Origin of the sequence: Flavobacterium soyangense (genome assembly GCF_015277675.1) — a bacterium.
Lineage (GTDB): Bacteria > Bacteroidota > Bacteroidia > Flavobacteriales > Flavobacteriaceae > Flavobacterium > Flavobacterium soyangense.
The window spans coordinates 11979-30514 of record NZ_JADHEC010000001.1; the positions used below are offsets into that span (position 1 = coordinate 11979).

Annotated in this window: 13 protein-coding genes and 1 pseudogene; 6 read left to right on the forward strand and 8 right to left on the reverse strand. The window is 33.9% G+C overall.

Annotated elements, in window-relative coordinates; all coding sequences use genetic code 11:
- Positions 1-10: 10 nt before the first annotated feature.
- A complete protein-coding gene (mutY, locus tag IR213_RS00060) occupies positions 11-1054 on the reverse strand; it encodes an A/G-specific adenine glycosylase (protein WP_194310274.1) in 1044 nt (347 codons plus the stop codon).
- A gap of 133 nt (positions 1055-1187) precedes the next feature.
- On the opposite strand from mutY, the gene IR213_RS00065 reads away from it, so the two are divergent.
- The 4 genes from IR213_RS00065 to IR213_RS00080 all read left to right on the forward strand — a co-directional run bounded on the left by IR213_RS00065 (position 1188) and on the right by IR213_RS00080 (position 7354).
- A complete protein-coding gene (locus IR213_RS00065) occupies positions 1188-1478 on the forward strand; it encodes an HU family DNA-binding protein (protein WP_143390122.1) in 291 nt (96 codons plus the stop codon).
- Positions 1479-1867: 389 nt separating this feature from the next.
- Complete coding sequence (locus IR213_RS00070; protein ID WP_194310275.1) at positions 1868-3412, forward strand: Rne/Rng family ribonuclease; 1545 nt, start codon at positions 1868-1870, stop codon at positions 3410-3412.
- Between the two features lie 313 nt (positions 3413-3725).
- On the forward strand, positions 3726-6734 hold the full coding sequence (locus tag IR213_RS00075) for an HsdM family class I SAM-dependent methyltransferase (protein WP_194310276.1): 3009 nt from the start codon (positions 3726-3728) through the stop codon (positions 6732-6734).
- Positions 6734-7354, forward strand: a complete 621-nt coding sequence (locus tag IR213_RS00080) for a hypothetical protein (protein ID WP_194310277.1) — start codon at positions 6734-6736, stop codon at positions 7352-7354. The genes IR213_RS00075 and IR213_RS00080 overlap by 1 nt, the downstream gene beginning before the upstream one ends.
- A 113-nt stretch (positions 7355-7467) precedes the next feature.
- Here the strand turns inward: IR213_RS00080 and IR213_RS00085 are convergent, their stop codons facing one another.
- Positions 7468-7911 carry a nucleoside deaminase gene (locus tag IR213_RS00085; protein ID WP_194310278.1) on the reverse strand — a complete coding sequence of 148 codons (444 nt, stop codon included), beginning with the start codon at positions 7909-7911 and terminating at the stop codon, positions 7468-7470.
- 38 nt (positions 7912-7949) lie between these two features.
- Here IR213_RS00085 and IR213_RS00090 point away from each other — a divergent pair, with 38 nt between their 5' ends.
- Positions 7950-9719 (forward strand): 1-deoxy-D-xylulose-5-phosphate synthase, encoded by a 1770-nt coding sequence (locus tag IR213_RS00090; protein ID WP_194310279.1) that lies wholly within the window; start codon positions 7950-7952, stop codon positions 9717-9719.
- Between the two features lie 38 nt (positions 9720-9757).
- Positions 9758-10792 (forward strand): DUF3078 domain-containing protein, encoded by a 1035-nt coding sequence (locus tag IR213_RS00095; protein WP_194310280.1) that lies wholly within the window; start codon positions 9758-9760, stop codon positions 10790-10792.
- Between the two features lie 2 nt (positions 10793-10794).
- Here the strand turns inward: IR213_RS00095 and IR213_RS00100 are convergent, their stop codons facing one another.
- The 6 genes and pseudogenes from IR213_RS00100 to IR213_RS00125 form a co-directional block, all read right to left on the reverse strand.
- On the reverse strand, positions 10795-12141 hold the full coding sequence (locus IR213_RS00100) for a deoxyguanosinetriphosphate triphosphohydrolase (protein ID WP_194310281.1): 1347 nt from the start codon (positions 12139-12141) through the stop codon (positions 10795-10797).
- A 96-nt stretch (positions 12142-12237) separates the two neighbouring features.
- The gene (locus tag IR213_RS00105) at positions 12238-12717 is read right to left on the reverse strand and encodes an RDD family protein (RefSeq protein WP_194310282.1); all 480 of its coding nucleotides are present in this window, start codon (positions 12715-12717) and stop codon (positions 12238-12240) included.
- 66 nt (positions 12718-12783) lie between these two features.
- Positions 12784-13625 (reverse strand): annotated as a pseudogene (gene dinD, locus IR213_RS16605) (DNA damage-inducible protein D).
- 364 nt (positions 13626-13989) lie between these two features.
- Positions 13990-16419: a ribonucleoside-diphosphate reductase subunit alpha gene (locus IR213_RS00115; protein ID WP_194310283.1), complete on the reverse strand. Its 2430-nt coding sequence runs from the start codon at positions 16417-16419 to the stop codon at positions 13990-13992.
- A 222-nt stretch (positions 16420-16641) separates the two neighbouring features.
- Complete coding sequence (locus IR213_RS00120; protein WP_194310284.1) at positions 16642-17619, reverse strand: ribonucleotide-diphosphate reductase subunit beta; 978 nt, start codon at positions 17617-17619, stop codon at positions 16642-16644.
- A 261-nt stretch (positions 17620-17880) separates the two neighbouring features.
- Complete coding sequence (locus tag IR213_RS00125; RefSeq protein WP_194310285.1) at positions 17881-18447, reverse strand: DUF3109 family protein; 567 nt, start codon at positions 18445-18447, stop codon at positions 17881-17883.
- Positions 18448-18536 lie beyond the last annotated feature (89 nt).

The following is an 18536-nucleotide window of genomic DNA, read 5'->3' on the forward strand; positions in this document are numbered from 1 at the left end:
GAATTTTGAGTTAGTTCAAAAAATCCTTTTTCATAAAATTATGAATCACAATAGGGAAAGGTAATGTTTTCAATGTTTCGGCATTTATTCCCTTTTCGATAATTCCGTTAACTTTTACTTTCCAAAACTTGATATACAAATGTTGATGCGACAATTTATGTATAATACTTTCTGGATTACTTTCTAATATACTGACGATTTCGTTCCCACTGAAAAATTCAGATTTAATTAGGTCTGCAATACAATCAAAACCTTCTACTTTCTCGGTTTCAATCAATGGAAATTCATAGAGATTGTGCCAGATTCCTTTGGCTGTGCGCTTCTGGATTATTGTATTTTCATTATCATCAGCAACTACTAAGTAATTAAAGTATCGATTTCTGACCTTCAACTTCTTTGATTTCACGGGCAATTGATTTACTTTCTTTTTTTGCAAAGCAGCACAACTGGTGTTGAAAATACAAACAGAACAATTGGGACTTTTTGGAACACATTGCAAGGCGCCAAACTCCATAATAGCCTGGTTGAACAAAGCGGGGTTGTCTTTTGGCATCAATTCGAAAGCCAAAGCAGCAAATTCCTTTTTGGCGGAAGCCGAAGCAATTTCCGTTTCTACATCTAAATACCGTGACAAAACCCGAAAAACATTTCCATCGACAACAGGAACGGCTTCATTATAGGAAAAGGACGCAATTGCGGCGGCTGTATATTCGCCAACACCTTTTAGTTTCAATAAGTCATTATAATTATCCGGAAATTTTCCAGATAATTCATTAGCCACATATTGAGCAGTTTTATGCAAATTTCGAGCACGGGAATAATAGCCCAAACCTTGCCATAGTTTCAGAACCTGTTCCTCATTGGCGGCAGCCAAATCAAAAACAGTTGGGAAATTAGCAGTAAAAGACAAAAAATATGGCATTCCTTGCGCCACTCTAGTCTGTTGAAGCATAATTTCGGAGAGCCAAATTAGATACGGATTATCAGTTTTTCGCCACGGCAAATCCCGTATATTTTCTATATACCACCCTGTCAATACTTTGGAAAAATTCATTATAAAATATTAGTTAGCAAAAGTAAAAGTTTATGTGATTAAATTTTAATGAATTAGCTTGAATAATTGTTTTTTTAATTCCTATCTTTGCAACCTCAAAAAATTAGTACACCATTTATAAATTACGAATAAAATGACAAAAGCAGATATCGTAGCAAAAATCTCAGAGAGATTAGGTCTAGAAAAGGGAGATGTTCAGGCAACAGTTGAGACCTTTATGACAGAAGTAAAAAATTCATTAGAAACTGGAGACAATGTTTATTTAAGAGGTTTTGGAAGTTTCATCGTGAAAACAAGAGCTGAAAAAACAGGAAGAAATATTTCTAAAAATACCACGATTAAAATTCCAGCACACAATATTCCGGCTTTTAAACCTGCAAAAGTGTTTGTTGAAGGAGTAAAAACGAATAACGAAGCAAAATAATAATATTTATTAATCACAAAATCACCAGATTATGCCAAGTGGTAAAAAAAGAAAGAGACATAAAGTAGCAACGCACAAACGCAAAAAAAGAGCGAGAGCTAACCGTCACAAAAAGAAAAAGTAGTTTTAAACTACTTTTTTCTTTTTAAAAGTTCATTGAAATTTGGAAAACAGAATGCAGATTACAGATTACAGATTGCGGTTTTAACTGCAGCCTGACAACTGTTTCCTGCCAACTGAATTTCCTCCCGGGTTCAATACCTGTTAAAATTATTGTTTAATCCATCCTTACTGCAAAGTTGATGGTTGATAGTTAATGGTTAATGGAGTTTTCCAACAATCAACAACCAACAACCAACAACTCCATTGTTCGGATAAAAATTTACAACGTGAATAAAGAATTAATCATTAGATCTAGTTCCGAAGCCGTAGATTTTGCCTTATTAAAAGATGGAAAACTAATTGAATTACACAAAGAACAAGAAACTAGCAACTTCCAAGTTGGCGATATTTTTATTGCCAAAATAAGAAAACCCGTTGCTGGACTAAACGCTGCTTTTGTAAATGTTGGCTACGAAAAGGATGCCTTTTTACATTATCACGATTTGGGTCCAAACCTTGCTTCCCAACTGAAATTCATAAAACTTGTAAGCGCAGGTAAAATAAAAGATTTCTCCCTAAAAAACTTTCAGTTTGAAAAAGAGATAGACAAAGATGGGTCGATAACAGAAATTATCAATCCCAATCAATCTATTTTAGTACAAGTCGTCAAAGAACCAATATCTACAAAAGGACCAAGAATTAGTGCTGAGCTTTCTCTTGCCGGAAGATTTATTGTTCTCGTCCCGTTTTCTGACCGCGTTTCTATTTCACAAAAGATAGAAGACAAAAAAGAAAAAGAACGATTGAAACGATTGGTACAGGCCATCAAACCAAAAGGATTTGGTGTTATTGTTCGCACAGTAGCCGAAGGCAAAAGCACAGTAGAATTAGAAAAAGATTTGCAGAACCTCATAGAGAGATGGACTGCAATGTGTAAAAAATTACCAACCGCTCATCATCCATCCAAGGTATTAGGAGAGCTCAATAGAGCTTCATCAATATTAAGAGATGTCTTCAACGATACCTTTAGTGGCATCCAAATAGATGATGAAGAGTTGTACAACCAAACAAAGGACTATTTACAAGAAATAGCTCCTTCAAAAACATCGATTGTCAAGTTTTATCAATCCAAAGACACTCCAATTTTCGAGAAATACAATATAGAGAGACAAATCAAAACCTCCTTTGGAAAAACAGTTTCCATGAGTAAAGGTGCTTATCTTATTATAGAACACACTGAAGCTTTGCATGTTATAGACGTGAATAGTGGAAATCGTTCTAATAAAGCATCCAACCAAGAAGATACTGCAATGGAAGTTAACATGATTGCTGCCGCTGAAATCGCAAGACAATTACGTCTACGAGATATGGGCGGAATAATCGTGATTGATTTTATCGATATGGGAAATCCCGAAAATCGAAAAGTCCTGTTCGACTTCCTCCGGGAAGAAATGGACGATGATAAAGCCAAGCACAAAATCTTACCGCCGAGTAAATTTGGATTAGTCCAAATTACCAGACAAAGAGTAAGACCGGAAGTCAATATTAAAACTAGAGAAGAAGATCCCAACAATATTGAGGGCGAAATTGAAGCGCCAATCCAAATCATTGACAAAATCGCTCTTGATCTAGAAAGCATATTAAAAACCCACAATGACGTTGTGCTTAATGTACATCCATTTGTGGCTGCATACCTTACAAAAGGTTTTCCATCAATACGTTCAAAATGGTTTTTTGAACATAAAAAATGGGTGAAAATCATACCGCGTGACGCTTACACGTATCTAGAATATCATTTCTACGACAAAAAGAAGAATGTTATTATTGAATAAATCAGAAACCGCCTTTCGTAAGATTGGCGGTTTTTTTGTGCGTCATTGCGAGATTTTCCGAAGCAATATTTTTTTATTTTAGGAGCTTAATCCAGCTATCTGTTGCAATTTTTTTATTTTTAAAGAAAAAATAAAAAGGATTTCCACTGCTATCTGGGCTAGAATATTTGCCAAAAAAAATCTAAAATGTTCATTCTTTTATGTAAAATTAATTCCATTTATATACGAAAATGTCTATTTTAATTCTATTTTTGTTAGAAAGAAGCAATATTATTTCATTTCAAATTTATTACTAAATACAACTATCAATCAAATGATGAAATCTATAATTAACCAATTAGATATAATTGACTTTGCAACTGATTGTAAAGACTTTGATATTAATTTGTTTGATAAAAATAGATATGGAATTGTAAAAATTTATTCAAATGAAAATGAACCTGTTTTATTTATAAAAGAAATTGATTCTTTTGACTATAAAAACCTGAAATTGATTGCTGATATTCAGCATAAATGTTGGAATTTTCAAAAAGTATTGTTTCTCTATGTTTATAATAAAACCGAAATTAGAATATACAATTGTTCGAAAAAACCTTTTGTTTTAGAAGAAAATGTTACCGATCTAAAACTAAAAAAAGAGTTACAAGAATTAGAACTTTATTCTTGCAAGGAAACTGATGACAAATCAAAACTTCAAACTTTAAATACTGTTTTTTCTAGATTACCTATTGACACTGGTTTTATTTGGTCATCAGAAGAAGCGATATCAATTAGGGAAAAAATAAATCTACAAAACAGAGTTGATAAATACCTAATTCAAAGTCTTGTAAATGTTTCAAATTCGTTAGAGGAAAACGGATTAAGTAACAGATTGATTATTCATAAATTAGTAATGCGGTCTTTATTTTTATTGTATTTAGAAGACAGAAAAGCAACTTCAGAGGATTTATATAAAACCTTCTTACCAAAAGCAACTTCTTATTTTGATGTTCTTGAAGAAGTAGAAGCAACCTATAATTTATTTGAAAAACTCGCTGATGATTTTAATGGCAGCTTATTCAATTTTGAAGAAAATGAGAAAGATTCTATAACAAAAAAACATTTGTCGTTAATCAAAAAGTGTTTTATCGATGGTAATATCGATGAATCTCAACAACAATTATTCAACTGGAGGTTATTCGACTTTAGTATCATCAGAATAGAATTATTAAGTGAAATTTACGAAAACTTCCTGACTAAATTAGACAAAAGAGAAACAGGTACTTTCTACACACCGCCAACATTAGTTGAATTAGTTTTGAAAGAAGTTCTTCCAATAAATGAAACTAACTACAGCGTAAAAACTTTAGATCCAAGCTGTGGTTCTGGAATTTTTTTGGTTCAAACTTTTAAAAAACTCATAAAGAGATACGAGAGAGAAAACGATAAACCACTTACAGATTTTAAAATCCTCGAAGAAATTCTTAAGAGAAATATTTTTGGAATTGAAATAGATTCTAAATCCATAAAAGTGGCAGCTTTCAGTTTATATCTAGCTTTGTTAGAAAACTTAAATCCAAAAACAGGTTGGTGGAATAAAACCATTCAATTTCCTTATCTAATTAATGACCCTGAAGATACAACGCTAAAAAAACAAGGCAATAATCTTTTTAAACGAGATGCCATTTCTGATTTATCTAATGTTGGAATTTTGAAAAATTTCGATTTGATTGTTGGAAATCCTCCATTTGGCACAAAAAACTTATCGAATACAATCACAAATTATTGTAATGAAAATAAATTTGCCAAAGAAATGGTTTTGCCATTTCTTCATAAAGCAACGGCATTTGCTCCAAACGGAAAGATTGCTTTAATTTTTAATACCAAGGTTTTAACCAATACTGGGAACACTTACCAAAATTTTAGAGAATGGCTTTTTACTAAAAATTATGTGGATAAAATTTATAATTTTTCAATTTTAAGAAAAGTAAAAAAACAACACGGGGGACAACTTTTCGGATCAGCTGTTGGCCCCATAAGCATAGTTTTTTATCAAAAAGAAAAGCCTGAAAATCCAAATAACACAATAACTTATTACGCTCCAAAAACCTATATAAAGAATGATGTTTTAGAAGGAATTGTAATTGACTCGTCTGATATTAAACATTTACCAAGAACTGAATGTGAAAAAAAAGATACGAAAATCTGGAAAATAGCAATGTGGGGTAGTTATTTTGACTTTGAGCTGATTAAAAACATTGAACTAAAATACAAATCGCTTGAAGAATATTTTAAAACTAATAAAAATGATTGGATAAAAGGGAGTGGACTTCATTCTCCATCAAAAAAACAAACAGAAGAAAAAAAGTTTTTCAAACCAAATAAAACTCTCGAAACTGGTTTGATAGATAAATATTATACCTCAAGAAAAGCATTGGTTGGCAATTCTAAAATTTTTAGACCAACAAATGAATTATTATACAAAAGCCCCTTTTTAATCATAAAAGAAGGGCAAAAAGAAAAAGAATATTGTTCTAGTATAATTGACTTTGATTGTTATCATATGGCATATAGCATTGTGCATAAAGATATTCAAATTCTAAAAACCTTGTCTTCATTTATAAATTCAAGTTTTTCAAATTACTATTTTTCAATGAGTTCTTCATCTTGGGGAATAGAAAGAGAAAGGGTTCAATCAAATGAAATGTTACAACTTCCAGCAATTATTGAAAATATGGAGGTGAAAAATACTATTAAACTATCTTCAAAAATCGACGAAATAATTTCAATAAAAAAATCAAACGAAATTAACCTAGACACTTCTTATTTAGAAAAAGATATAGACAAAATAATTTATAATGATATTCTAAAATTAACAGAGGATGAACAAATAATTATTCAAGACTCATTAGATTATAGTCTAGATTTATTCGAAAAACAAGACAAATCATTAGCCGTTTTTCCTGTTATAAATAGTGAGGATTATACTAATCGACTATGCAAAGGATTAAACAATTGGTTAGACGAGGCAAATTTAAAAATTTCGACAACAACTTATAATATCAACAGAAATTGTCCATTATATATGGTGAAAATTTCATTTGGGGAAGAACAAAAACCAATTTTTGAATCAAAGGAAAACATATACGATGAATTAAAAAGATTAGATAGAAATCTTTGGCAAGAAGAAGGTCAAAATCTTTATTTTAGAAAAAAAATAAATTATTATGATGGAGATAATGTTTACATTATAAAACCAAATCAAAGAAGATTTTGGAGCCAAACTTCTGCAATGGAAGATAGTAAATCTTTATTAGCCGAAATTCTAAATATGAAAGAATAATGGCTGGAATCTTAAACTCTCATATTTTTATTTCTGCTCAAAATCTATTTAGAAAGAGATGCGTAACTTTATTTTTAGACGCTTACAATTCATCAATTTTAGAAGGTTCAATTTCCATTTCTTTAGACGAAAATGACATTTCAGCAATACTTCATAATTTTATTCATAAAAATCTTGACAGGAAGAAATGGCAAATATCTTCTCAAATAGAAAATCATTTGTTTAACGAAAAAATCACTTCTTACACAAAAGGCTTTGCTGCAAAACAGTCAAGAATAGATTTCAAGTTTGGTGTTTTTTGGAGTGGAAACGAATATGATTATTTTGTAGAAGCCAAAAATCTAAAGTCTTCTGATTCACATTTAAAAAGAAGATATATTGACACAGGAATGAATAATTTTTTGTCAGGTGGGAAATATCAAAATTGTGATGGTTTTTTAGTTGGCTATATATTGGAGGGCAATACTAAAGATTGTGTTGACGGAATAAATAAATTACTTGAAAAAGATGGAAGGAAAACAGAATTTATTTTTAGTTCAAAACTATTTTCTTTTGATTTATTTTGTTCAAATCATATTGACCGGGATTTAAATCATATATTTCTGTTGTATTCAAATTAAAAAACTGAAAGCAAAACTCTTTGCATAATTGAAATCAACAAAGTTAATCCTTGATAGTTTAAGCAAAATAAAATTATAAGATGTTAATTACAAAAATTATCTAATATTAAAAATCATTTCCTTTTCTCCGCAAAAAATCGCTTCATCAATTCACTTGCTTCATCTGCCAAAACTCCCCGAACAACTGTAGTTTTAGGATGCAATTGTGTTCCCATTTTCTCGAATCCGCGATGTTCATCACTGGCTCCAAAAACAATTTTAGAAATCTGGCTCCAATACAAAGCGCCGGCGCACATTTGGCAAGGTTCCAACGTGACATAAAGCGTGCAACCTATTAAATATTTTCCGCCCAAGAAATTGGCAGCTGCGGTTATCGCCTGCATTTCTGCGTGAGCGGTAACATCATTGAGCATTTCGGTAAGATTATGACCTCGTGCAATGATTTTATTGTCGATTACAATTATGGCACCAACAGGAATTTCGTCTTTCTCAAAAGCCATTTCCGCCTCTTGCAAGGCTTTCTTCATAAAATACTCATCGGTGAAAGGGTTTATCATAGTTACAAAAATAAGAATTCAATTCGTACATTTGCTTTATGACCAATAATTTACTTTCAAACATCAATAATCCAACCGATTTACGCCAACTCGATGAAGTCCAACTTCCTCAAGTTGCCCAAGAATTGCGAGACTTTATTATTGATATTGTTGCCACAAAAGAAGGTCATTTGGGCGCAAGCCTTGGCGTTGTAGAACTCACCATCGCTTTGCATTATGTATTTGATACACCAAGTGATCTACTAATTTGGGACGTGGGGCATCAAGCTTACGGACATAAAATATTAACCGGAAGAAGAGAAAATTTTCATACCAATCGTCAACTTAACGGGATTTCTGGTTTCCCAAAAAGAAGCGAAAGTATTTACGATGCTTTTGGCGTAGGCCACTCCTCCACTTCTATTTCGGCAGCTTTGGGGATGGCGATTGTGTCTAATTTGAAAGGCGATTTCGAAAAACAACATATTGCTGTTATTGGCGATGCTTCGATTGCCTCGGGAATTGCGTTCGAAGGATTGAATCACGCCGGCGTTACCGATGCCAATTTATTGGTTATTCTCAACGACAACGCCATCGGCATTGATCCGAGTGTTGGCGCCTTGAAAAATTATCTCACCGCCGTAAAAGAAGGGAAAAATCCACGGAAAAATAATATGATTAAGTCCCTGAATTTTGATTATTCAGGCCCTGTAGACGGACACGATATTTTTGCAGTCATCAAGGAATTGAAACGGTTAAAAAAAGTAAAAGGCCCAAAATTCCTCCACATCATAACCACAAAAGGAAAAGGTTTACAACAAGCCGAAGACGATCAGGTAAAATACCACGCCCCAGGAAAATTTGATAAAATTACTGGCGAAATTCCTTTGAAATCGGAAGAAAATCTACCCCCAAAATATCAGGATGTTTTTGGATTGACCTTATTGGATTTAGCAAGAACAAATGAAAAAATTATTGGAATTACGCCTGCAATGCCGTCGGGAAGCTCGTTGAAATTTATGATGGACGAATTCCCAAAACGCGCTTTCGATGTTGGGATAGCGGAACAACACGCTGTCACGTTATCAGCCGGAATGGCAACTCAAGGAATGGTAGTTTTTTGCAATATTTATTCCACATTTTTGCAACGAGCTTACGACCAGGTCATCCATGACGTGGCTTTGCAAGATTTACCCGTGATTTTTTGTTTAGACAGAGCGGGCTTGGTTGGCGAGGACGGCGCGACACACCATGGCGTTTTTGACTTGGCCTATCTGCGCTGCATTCCCAATATGATTGTGTATGCACCATTGAATGAAATTGCGTTGAGAAACATTTTATATACTGCCCAATTGGGTTTAAATCATCCTATTGCGATTCGCTATCCGCGAGGTCGTGGTCAAATTGTGGATTGGCAAAAACCGTACGAAAAAATTGAAATTGGCAAGGCAAATTGCCTCAAAAAAGGTTCAAAAGTGGCCGTTTTGTCCAATGGAACCATCGGGAATAATGTGACTTTGGCTTTAGCCAAAATGAAACATCCGGAAACTATTGCTCATTATGATTTTGCCTTTGTAAATCCTCTGGACGAACAATTATTGCATAGCATTTTCAAGGAATTTAAAACTATAATTACCCTTGAAGACGGCGTGATAAAAGGCGGATTTGGTAGCTCTATTCTTGAATTTTCAGCACAAAATAATTATACTTCAAAAGTAAAAACATTAGGGATTCCTGATGAATTTATCGAACAAGGGACTATTGAGGAGCAACAACAATATTGTAAAATTGACGTTAAAAGTATAGAAAATATTTTTTCAAGCTTTTGAAATGAATTATTTTCGTAATTTTAACTTAATAGTCAACGATGAAATTATCTTCTTTTAGTTTCCATTTTTTCATATTCTTTATCTCCATAAGTAGTTTTTCACAAGAAACAATAATTACGCCCGTTGAAGTAGATCTTATACCCGTGACGACCCTTGCTACAGCTACTTCAAAATTTAGAATAACGGTGACAACACAACCAACAATTCCGTTAATTTCAATATCCCATTGGACAAATAAAAATACAATAGGTTTTGACCTGAACGAAATTGCCTTTGTAAACTGGAATGCCGGTGGTGTAAGTTCGATTTCTGGTCTGTTAAAAGGAAATTTTACAAGAATACATACGCTTTACAAAAGCAAATGGGTCAATGAATTGATAGTCAGATATGGAATTAACAAGCAAGATGGTTTGGCAATAAGAAAATCAGATGACGAATTTCGATTTAATTCAACTTTTGGCTACAGAAAAGATACCTTGTCGAATTGGTATCATTCAGCTAAATTTAATTTTAACACCCAATTTACCAATGGTTATAAATATCCGGACACCAGTTCCCCTATTTCAAAGCCATTTTCACCCGCCTATACATTCCTTGGCGTTGGAGCTGATTATTTCAACAAAGAAAAAAAATTTGATGTTTATATTTCGCCCTTGACTTTAAAAAACACCTTAATTTTAGACCAAACCTTAGCCAATAAAGGCGCTTTTGGCGTAACCAAAGCAACTTATGATTCGGAAGGAAATTTAATTTCAAAAGGGAAACAATCAAAAACCGAATTTGGCTTTTTAATAACCAACTACTATAAAAAAGAAGTTCTAAAAAATATCACTATGGAAAACCGTTTGAGTCTGTATTCAGATTACCTCCATAATTTTGGAAATATTGACGTGGAATGGAAATTATACTTTGATTTAGTGGTAAATGAATATGTAAGAGCAAATATTGGAACTCACCTCATTTATGACGATGATGTGAAAACTATAGAAGAAATTAATGGTGTTCAAGTCGTTACAGGGGCAAAAGTACAGTTAAAACAATCTCTTGGTGTGGGAATGGTTTATCTTTTTTAAAATTAATTCGTTTTTCTGCCATTGATAGTTTCGTATAATTCTAACGCATTCCCGTCGGTCAAAAGAGAAACGTAATAGCAAATATGCATTAGCCTTTTGTACAAGTCTTCTTTTTCCTCCAAGAATTTTTCGGGTAACATTTTTAGCAATAATTTATCATAATTAGACGCATTCCCATCAAATTTATTATTGAAAGCGGTAATGAATTTATCCAATAAGGTTTGAATAATTTGGTAGCCCACGATTTCTTTTTCAATGACTTCACGACTTTGATAAATATTTTTGACGCTCAGTTTGATAATATCATCCATTTGAACTTTATACTTGCTTTTGTCCGTCAAAGCGTGTGGAAATCTTCCATCCAAAATTGCCTCTTCATTTTCGATAAAAACTTTTACGGCATCATTTATTAAGCTTCCAATTGCCAAAGCTCTCAAGTAACTAATTCGGTCTTCTTTGGTGGTTAATGTATTGTATTTACCGGTATCAATGCTGTCTTTTACCAATTTTATTAAATATTCTAAGGCGAAATCTTCGGAAACCAATCCTAGATTTATACCATCTTCGAAGTCAATAATCGTGTAACAAATATCATCGGCAGCTTCGACTAAATAGGCCAAAGGATGTCTTTCGAAACCAATGTCGTTTCCATCTTTGTTTGGAATCATCCCCAATTCCGAAGCTACATCTTCAAAAAATCCCTTGTCCGATTGAAAGAATCCATATTTCTTGTCGGCGATATTTTGTGTTGGTTTTTTAGGCAAACTTTCCTTTGGATATTTCATAAATGCACCAAGAGTTGCATACGAAATTCTCAATCCGCCTTCAATTCCGGGACGACTTGCCGTCAGCACTGAAAATCCATTAGCATTTCCTTCAAAATCAATTAAATCCTGCCATTCTTTGGCCAAAAGTTGGTCTTTGTATTGTTGTCCTTTTCCAATGGAAAAATATTCGCCAATGGCTTTTTCTCCAGAATGTCCAAAAGGCGGATTTCCAATATCGTGTGCCAAGGAAGCCGCAGCAACTATCGCCCCGAAATCATTCGCCTGAAAACCGTGAATCTCCTTTAAATGCGGATATTTTTCGATAATTTTTTTACCAACCAATCGCCCGATGGATCGACCAACAACCGAAACTTCTAAACTGTGCGTCAATCGAGTGTGCACAAAATCCGTTTTCGAAAGTGGAATAACCTGTGTTTTATCCTGTAAACTCCTGAAAGCCGACGAAAATATAATTCGGTCATAATCGACTTCAAAGCCCAAACGCGTGTCGTCTTGCTCTATTCGTAATCGTTTCCCTGTATCGCCTTGGCGTTTTAGTGATAAAAGTTGTTCCCAGTTCATTGTGCTATTTTAGATTTAGCGAATATAATAAAAAGGAGTTGTTTTAAATAAAAACAGCCATCAAAATTGACGGCTGAATCTGTTTTTCGGGTTTCGTCAAGGAAATAAAGCCGCTCCCTTTTTATGATTGAACTCGTGTTTTTTTACCACATAAGTATCAGAAAATAAATCGTGCAATCCTCTGACATTTGTTCCCAAAAAAGTAAGACATTCAAGAGGAATAAATCGGGAGAGTGTTCGAATGCTTATTGTCCTTTTTTTTGGTCTAGAACCGTCTTTTGTAACCACAATTGTTTTGGTAAAATACTTGGCAAAAGTTCTTGAAAAATAGGTTTCGGTCAAAAAGTAGTATAAGAACAACATTATAGCCCAAAGAAGCAATCTTTGGAAAGTTGTTGTCGATTCAGCCCACTTAGTCAGGTCATAATTATTAGTAACATTCCCAATGATGACAATAGTTGTGGCAATACTGACTATAATAATATGGACAATCAAAGTATCGAGAATGCAATTGATAAAACGTTGTCCTCGTGTAGCCAATAAATCATCTGTAACGGTAAACACATTATTTTTCATTTTGAAGAGTTTTTAATGTCTATGAAAAATGTTTTTGTAGCGATAACTCCCTCAAATATAGTAAAATTAAGTCAATTTATCCGGGTTTTTACCGATGTTTTTTGTCTCTGAATTTACCCTTCTCTCCAGTTTTTTTATATCTTCTTCAGGAGGAAGATTTTCAGGTACAATTTTCCTGTCTAACAACAATTTTCGCACTCCTAGATTATTATTTATATGTTCCGATGAGATACTTCTTTCAGAGGACAATCCTTTATCTTTCGTATTAAAAACTGTAATTTCAGTTGCAAAATCTTTGGCTTTTATGACAATTGTTGGAAGGAAATCAGCAAGTGGTCTACTTTCTGGAACACCAAGTTTCATTTTCATTTGCGAAGTGTTTTTACCTCCAAATAATGCTTGATCTCCTTTACTCCTGATTATGCGAAATTTTTATCATTCCCTGTTTTTTCAAAAATAAGTTCAGACAATTCCTTTTTAGATAAAGTTAATTTTTGTCTCGCATTTAACCTTTCCCAATCATCGATTCTTTTGGCAATTAATTCAAATTTTCTTGTTTGAATGGCAAAATAATTTTGAGCGAATGCAATTTGTTCTTTTCTTGGATCACCGTTTTGAGCTATTAAATAACAAGCATAACGAGTTAGCATTATATCATCAATTTCTCTTTCGGTTCCAGAACCAATTGTAACCATTTTGTTGATGTCAACAAAATGGTCTAATATCAGATTATCAGAGACTTCACAGGAAGTTTTTGCCTTAGAAATTACTTTATTAAAATTTCGCCATTCTGAATATCCTAACAAATGTTGAATATCTCTCGCAAACCAAAATTCAATTCCGTTTTCGGTGGTTTGAGAATGGTCTTCAAAATCATTTGTCAAACTTTTTATTAACTCGTTCTTCATAGATATTTTATTATTAAAGGTAAAAAAAGGGAGTTAAAAATAACTCCCTGAAAATTTAAACTACTTTTTCTTGGTAATACTAACCGTTGTTTTTGGATGTTTAGAAGCGTAATCAGGCTTAACGTATTGTCCCGTTACAGCGCTTCTATATCCTACGCTTGGTGTTTCTTTTTTACTCATTTTATTGAATTTAGAAAATTAAACAATAAAGAAGTCCTTTTTTTACCAAAATATTTTATATTTGAACTGTGAAAACAAATAAATGTTTGGCTATAGAATAGAACTTCAATTCTATTATCTACATTTAATTTTAATAGAGGCTTCAACTACAATTGAAGCCTTTTATTATTAATAATTTCTCGAATTAACTTCCACACATTTCGCAATCTTCCGGACCTGCATTTTTTGCCAATTCGATCATTGCTTTGTATTCTTCAACACTCATTTCAGCTGGTTCGTTTAAAACAGCAATAGGTTGTAATACTTGTTCTGTTGATTGTTCTTTGACTTCAATTGGCTCCGCTTTTTTGTCGTTATTCAAGGTAAATTTAATCGCATCAACCGCTGATTTTGTTCTCAAATAATACATTCCGGTTTTCAATCCCGATTGCCAAGCGTAAAAGTGCATCGAAGTCAATTTCGAATAATTCGCGTCTTGCATAAACAAGTTCAACGATTGCGATTGATCTACAAAATAACCGCGTTGGCGTGACATATCGATGATGTCTTTCATCGACATCTCCCAAACAGTTTTGTACAATTCCTTTAAATCCTGAGGGATGGCAAGGTCTTGAACAGAACCATTATTTCTCATTAATTCTTGTTTCAAAGTTTCATTCCATAAACCTAATTTCACTAAATCTTCGAGTAAATGCTTGTTTACCACAATAAATTCGCCAGACAAAACTCGTCTGGTGTAAATATTGGAAGTATAAGGTTCGAAAGCTTCGTTGTTTCCTAGGATTTGTGAAGTCGAAGCAGTTGGCATTGGCGCTACCAAAAGTGAATTTCTCACACCGTGTTCCATCACTTCTTTTCTCAAAGATGCCCAATCCCAGCGACCGGAAAGTTCTTCGTCTTTCAATCCCCAAAGATTGTGTTGGAATTCTCCTTGCGAAATTGGTGATCCTTTAAATGTAGAATACGCCCCTTCTTCTTTTGCCATTTCCATCGAAGCGGTTACGGCTGCAAAGTATAAAGTTTCGAAAATTTCCTGGTTTAATTTCTTGGCTTCGTCGCTCGTAAACGGCAAACGCAACATTATGAAAGCATCAGCCAGACCTTGTACACCAAGACCCACAGGGCGATGACGTTTATTTGAATTTTCGGCTTCTATAACAGGATAATAATTTCTGTCGATTACTTTGTTCAGGTTTCTCGTAACGCGTTTAGTTACGTCGAACAATAATTTGTGGTCAAATTTCCCGTGTTCCACAAACATTGGCAACGAAATAGACGCAAGATTACAAACCGCAATTTCGTCTTTCGAAGTAAACTCCATAATCTCAGTACATAAATTCGATGAACGAATGGTTCCAAGATTTTTCTGGTTTGATTTTCTGTTCGCTGCATCTTTATACAACATATAGGGCGTTCCGGTCTCAATTTGAGATTCCAGAATTTTTTCCCACAATTCACGTGCTTTGATGGTTTTACGTCCTTTTCCGCGAGTTTCATAATCAATGTACATCGCTTCAAATTCCTCGCCGTAAACGTCATATAAACCTGGGCATTCGTTCGGGCACATTAGCGTCCAATACGTATCTTCCTGCACACGTTTCATAAACAAATCCGAAGTCCACATCGCAAAGAATAAATCCCTGGCGCGCATTTCCTCTTTTCCGGTATTCTTTTTCAAATCCAAGAAATCAAAAATATCGGCGTGCCAAGTTTCGATGTAAATCGCAAAACTTCCTTTACGTTTTCCACCACCTTGATCCACATAACGAGCCGTATCGTTAAAAACTCTCAACATTGGTACAATTCCGTTTGAAGTTCCGTTTGTACCGCGAATATAAGAACCCGTTGCACGAACATTGTGAATAGACAATCCAACTCCACCGGCCGATTGCGAGATTTTGGCCGTTTGTTTCAACGTGTCATAAATCCCATCAATGCTGTCGTCCTGCATTGCCAAAAGGAAACAAGAAGACATTTGTGGTTTTGGAGTTCCTGCGTTGAACAATGTAGGTGTGGCGTGAGTAAAGAATTTTTTCGACATTAAGTCGTAAGTTTCTATCACCGAATCCAAATCATTCAAGTGAATTCCAACCGAAACGCGCATCAACATATGTTGTGGGCGTTCTACTATTTTTCCGTTTATTCTTAACAAATATGAACGTTCCAAGGTTTTGAAACCAAAATAATCGTAGTTAAAATCTCTATTGTATATAATGTGCGAATCCAAGAATTCAGCATTTTCCATAATTACTTTATGCACTTCTTCAGAAAGCAATGGTGCTTCCTGACCGTTTCTCGGATTGATGTAATGAAACATATCGTTCATCGTTTCCGAGAATGATTTTTTGGTATTGGAATGCAAATTCGAAATTGCAATTCTCGCTGCCAATTGTGCATAATCAGGGTGAGCAATCGTCATTGAAGCCGCAGTTTCTGCAGCAAGATTATCTAATTCTGAAGTCGAAACTCCGTCATACAAACCTTCGATTACACGCATTGCCACTTTTACTGGTTCGACTAAACCATTTAGTCCGTAGCATAGTTTTTTAATTCTATCCGTTATCTTGTCAAACATTACTGGCTCTTTGTGGCCATCTCTTTTTACTACGTACATAATTTTTTAGTTTTGTGAAATAGACAATCCCTTCTCTATTTCGGGGTATTTGTGATTGTTTTTGGGAAACTAATCCCGGGTAATTCTGAAAAATTCTTATTTATTTTGGAGCTTTATCCCGCTATCATTCCAATCCACGCAAAAAAAGCGTGGGATTTTCCCTTCTATCGGGGCTATGCTATTTTTCAGATTTAGGTTTCTGTAAAAAATGGATTTTATTTTTTAAAAATCGGCATCAAAGCTAATTTTTTGGGCATCAGAATCGGTATTCATAACTCCCGTTTTTTGATATTCGGCAACTTTCTTTTCAAAGAAATTCGTTTTTCCCTGAAGCGAAATCATATCCATAAAATCAAAAGGGTTCGCTGTGTTGTATTCTCTTTTGCAACCCAATTCTACCAATAATCTGTCGGTAACAAATTCTAAATATTGTGTCATTAAAACGGCGTTCATTCCAATCAAACTCACCGGAATCGATTCTGTAATAAACTCTCTTTCAATGTTCAATGCTTCAACGATAATTTCTCTTATACGTGCTTTAGAAACTTTATGTTTTAAATGGTGGTTGTGCAAATGCACGGCAAAATCACAGTGTACGCCTTCGTCACGAGAAATTAATTCGTTAGAAAATGTCAATCCTGGCATCAAACCGCGTTTTTTTAACCAAAAAATGGAGCAAAAACTTCCAGAGAAGAAAATACCTTCCACCGCTGCAAAAGCAATTAATCTTTCAGCAAATGATTCAGATTCAATCCATTTCAAAGCCCATTCCGCTTTTTTCTTAATTGCCGGAAAAACCTCGATTGCTGTAAACAATTCGTCTTTCTCTGTTTCGTCTTTCACATAAGTGTCAATCAAAAGCGAATACGTTTCGCTATGAATATTTTCCATCATAATCTGGAAACCATAGAAGAATTTTGCTTCGGCATATTGTACTTCGTTGATGAAATTTTGTGCCAAATTCTCATTGACAATTCCGTCTGAAGCTGCAAAAAAGGCAAGAATGTGTTTTACAAAATATTTTTCGTCTTCACTTAATTTATTGTTCCAATCGTTCAAATCCTGAGCCAAATCGATTTCTTCAGCAGTCCAGATACTTGCTTCCGTTTTTTTATAAAATTCCCAAATATCGTGGTGTTTAATTGGAAAAATCACGAATCGATTTTTATTTTCTTGTAAGATTGGTTCAAGTTTTGACATTATTTTTTTGTTTTTTTGAAATTTTAACGAATTTTTATGTTTTTCGTAGATTACAAAGATTGTGAATTCTTGCGGTTATAAAAAGCCAAACTTATTCACAATTGGATTGAGTTTTTAACAAATCGAAGCGATTGGAATATTTTTCATATAAATTGTAAAACATTGAAAATCAATATTTTAAAAAATAAAATATATCGCAAGATACTGTAAAATATAGGATTTAAAAAAACGCTAAATTGGAAAATTATAATTTTTTGGAAATTATTTTTTAAGTTCCTCGGCTACTTTTTCGAGTTCTAAATACCAATCTTCGCCAAATCTTCGAATGAGTGCTTCCTTTACAAATTTATAAACCGGGACTTCGAGCTCTTTGCCTAAAGAACAGGCATCATCGCAGATTTCCCATTTGTCATAATTCACAGCAAAAAATTCAGTGAAATCTTTCACGCGAATTGGATACAAATGGCAAGAAACTGGTTTTTTGAAAGTAACTTCCCCTTGATTGTAGGCTTGTTCGATTCCGCAAAGTGCGGTTTTACCGTCATAAATGACATAAGCACAAGCTGCATTATCAATTAAAGGCGTTTCAAGATCGCCATCTGTGCCTTTTGTCCAGGTTCCCTGAGCTTCAATGGCAGCAATGCCATCCTTGCGGAGAAATGGTTTTACCTTTGGATAAATTTCTTCCAAAATCTTGGTTTCAGCCTCGTTTAAAGGCGCGCCAGCATCGCCATCGACACAACAAGCACCTTTGCAGGCTGATAAATTACAAACAAATTCTTTTTCGAGAATATCTTCCGATACGATGGTTTTTCCTAGTTGAAACATTTTGCAAATATACTTTGCAATTCTGAATCTCGAAAGGTAATTTTTGAGTTTTTTAAGCCCCAAATTATCGGTAAATATTCAAATTATTG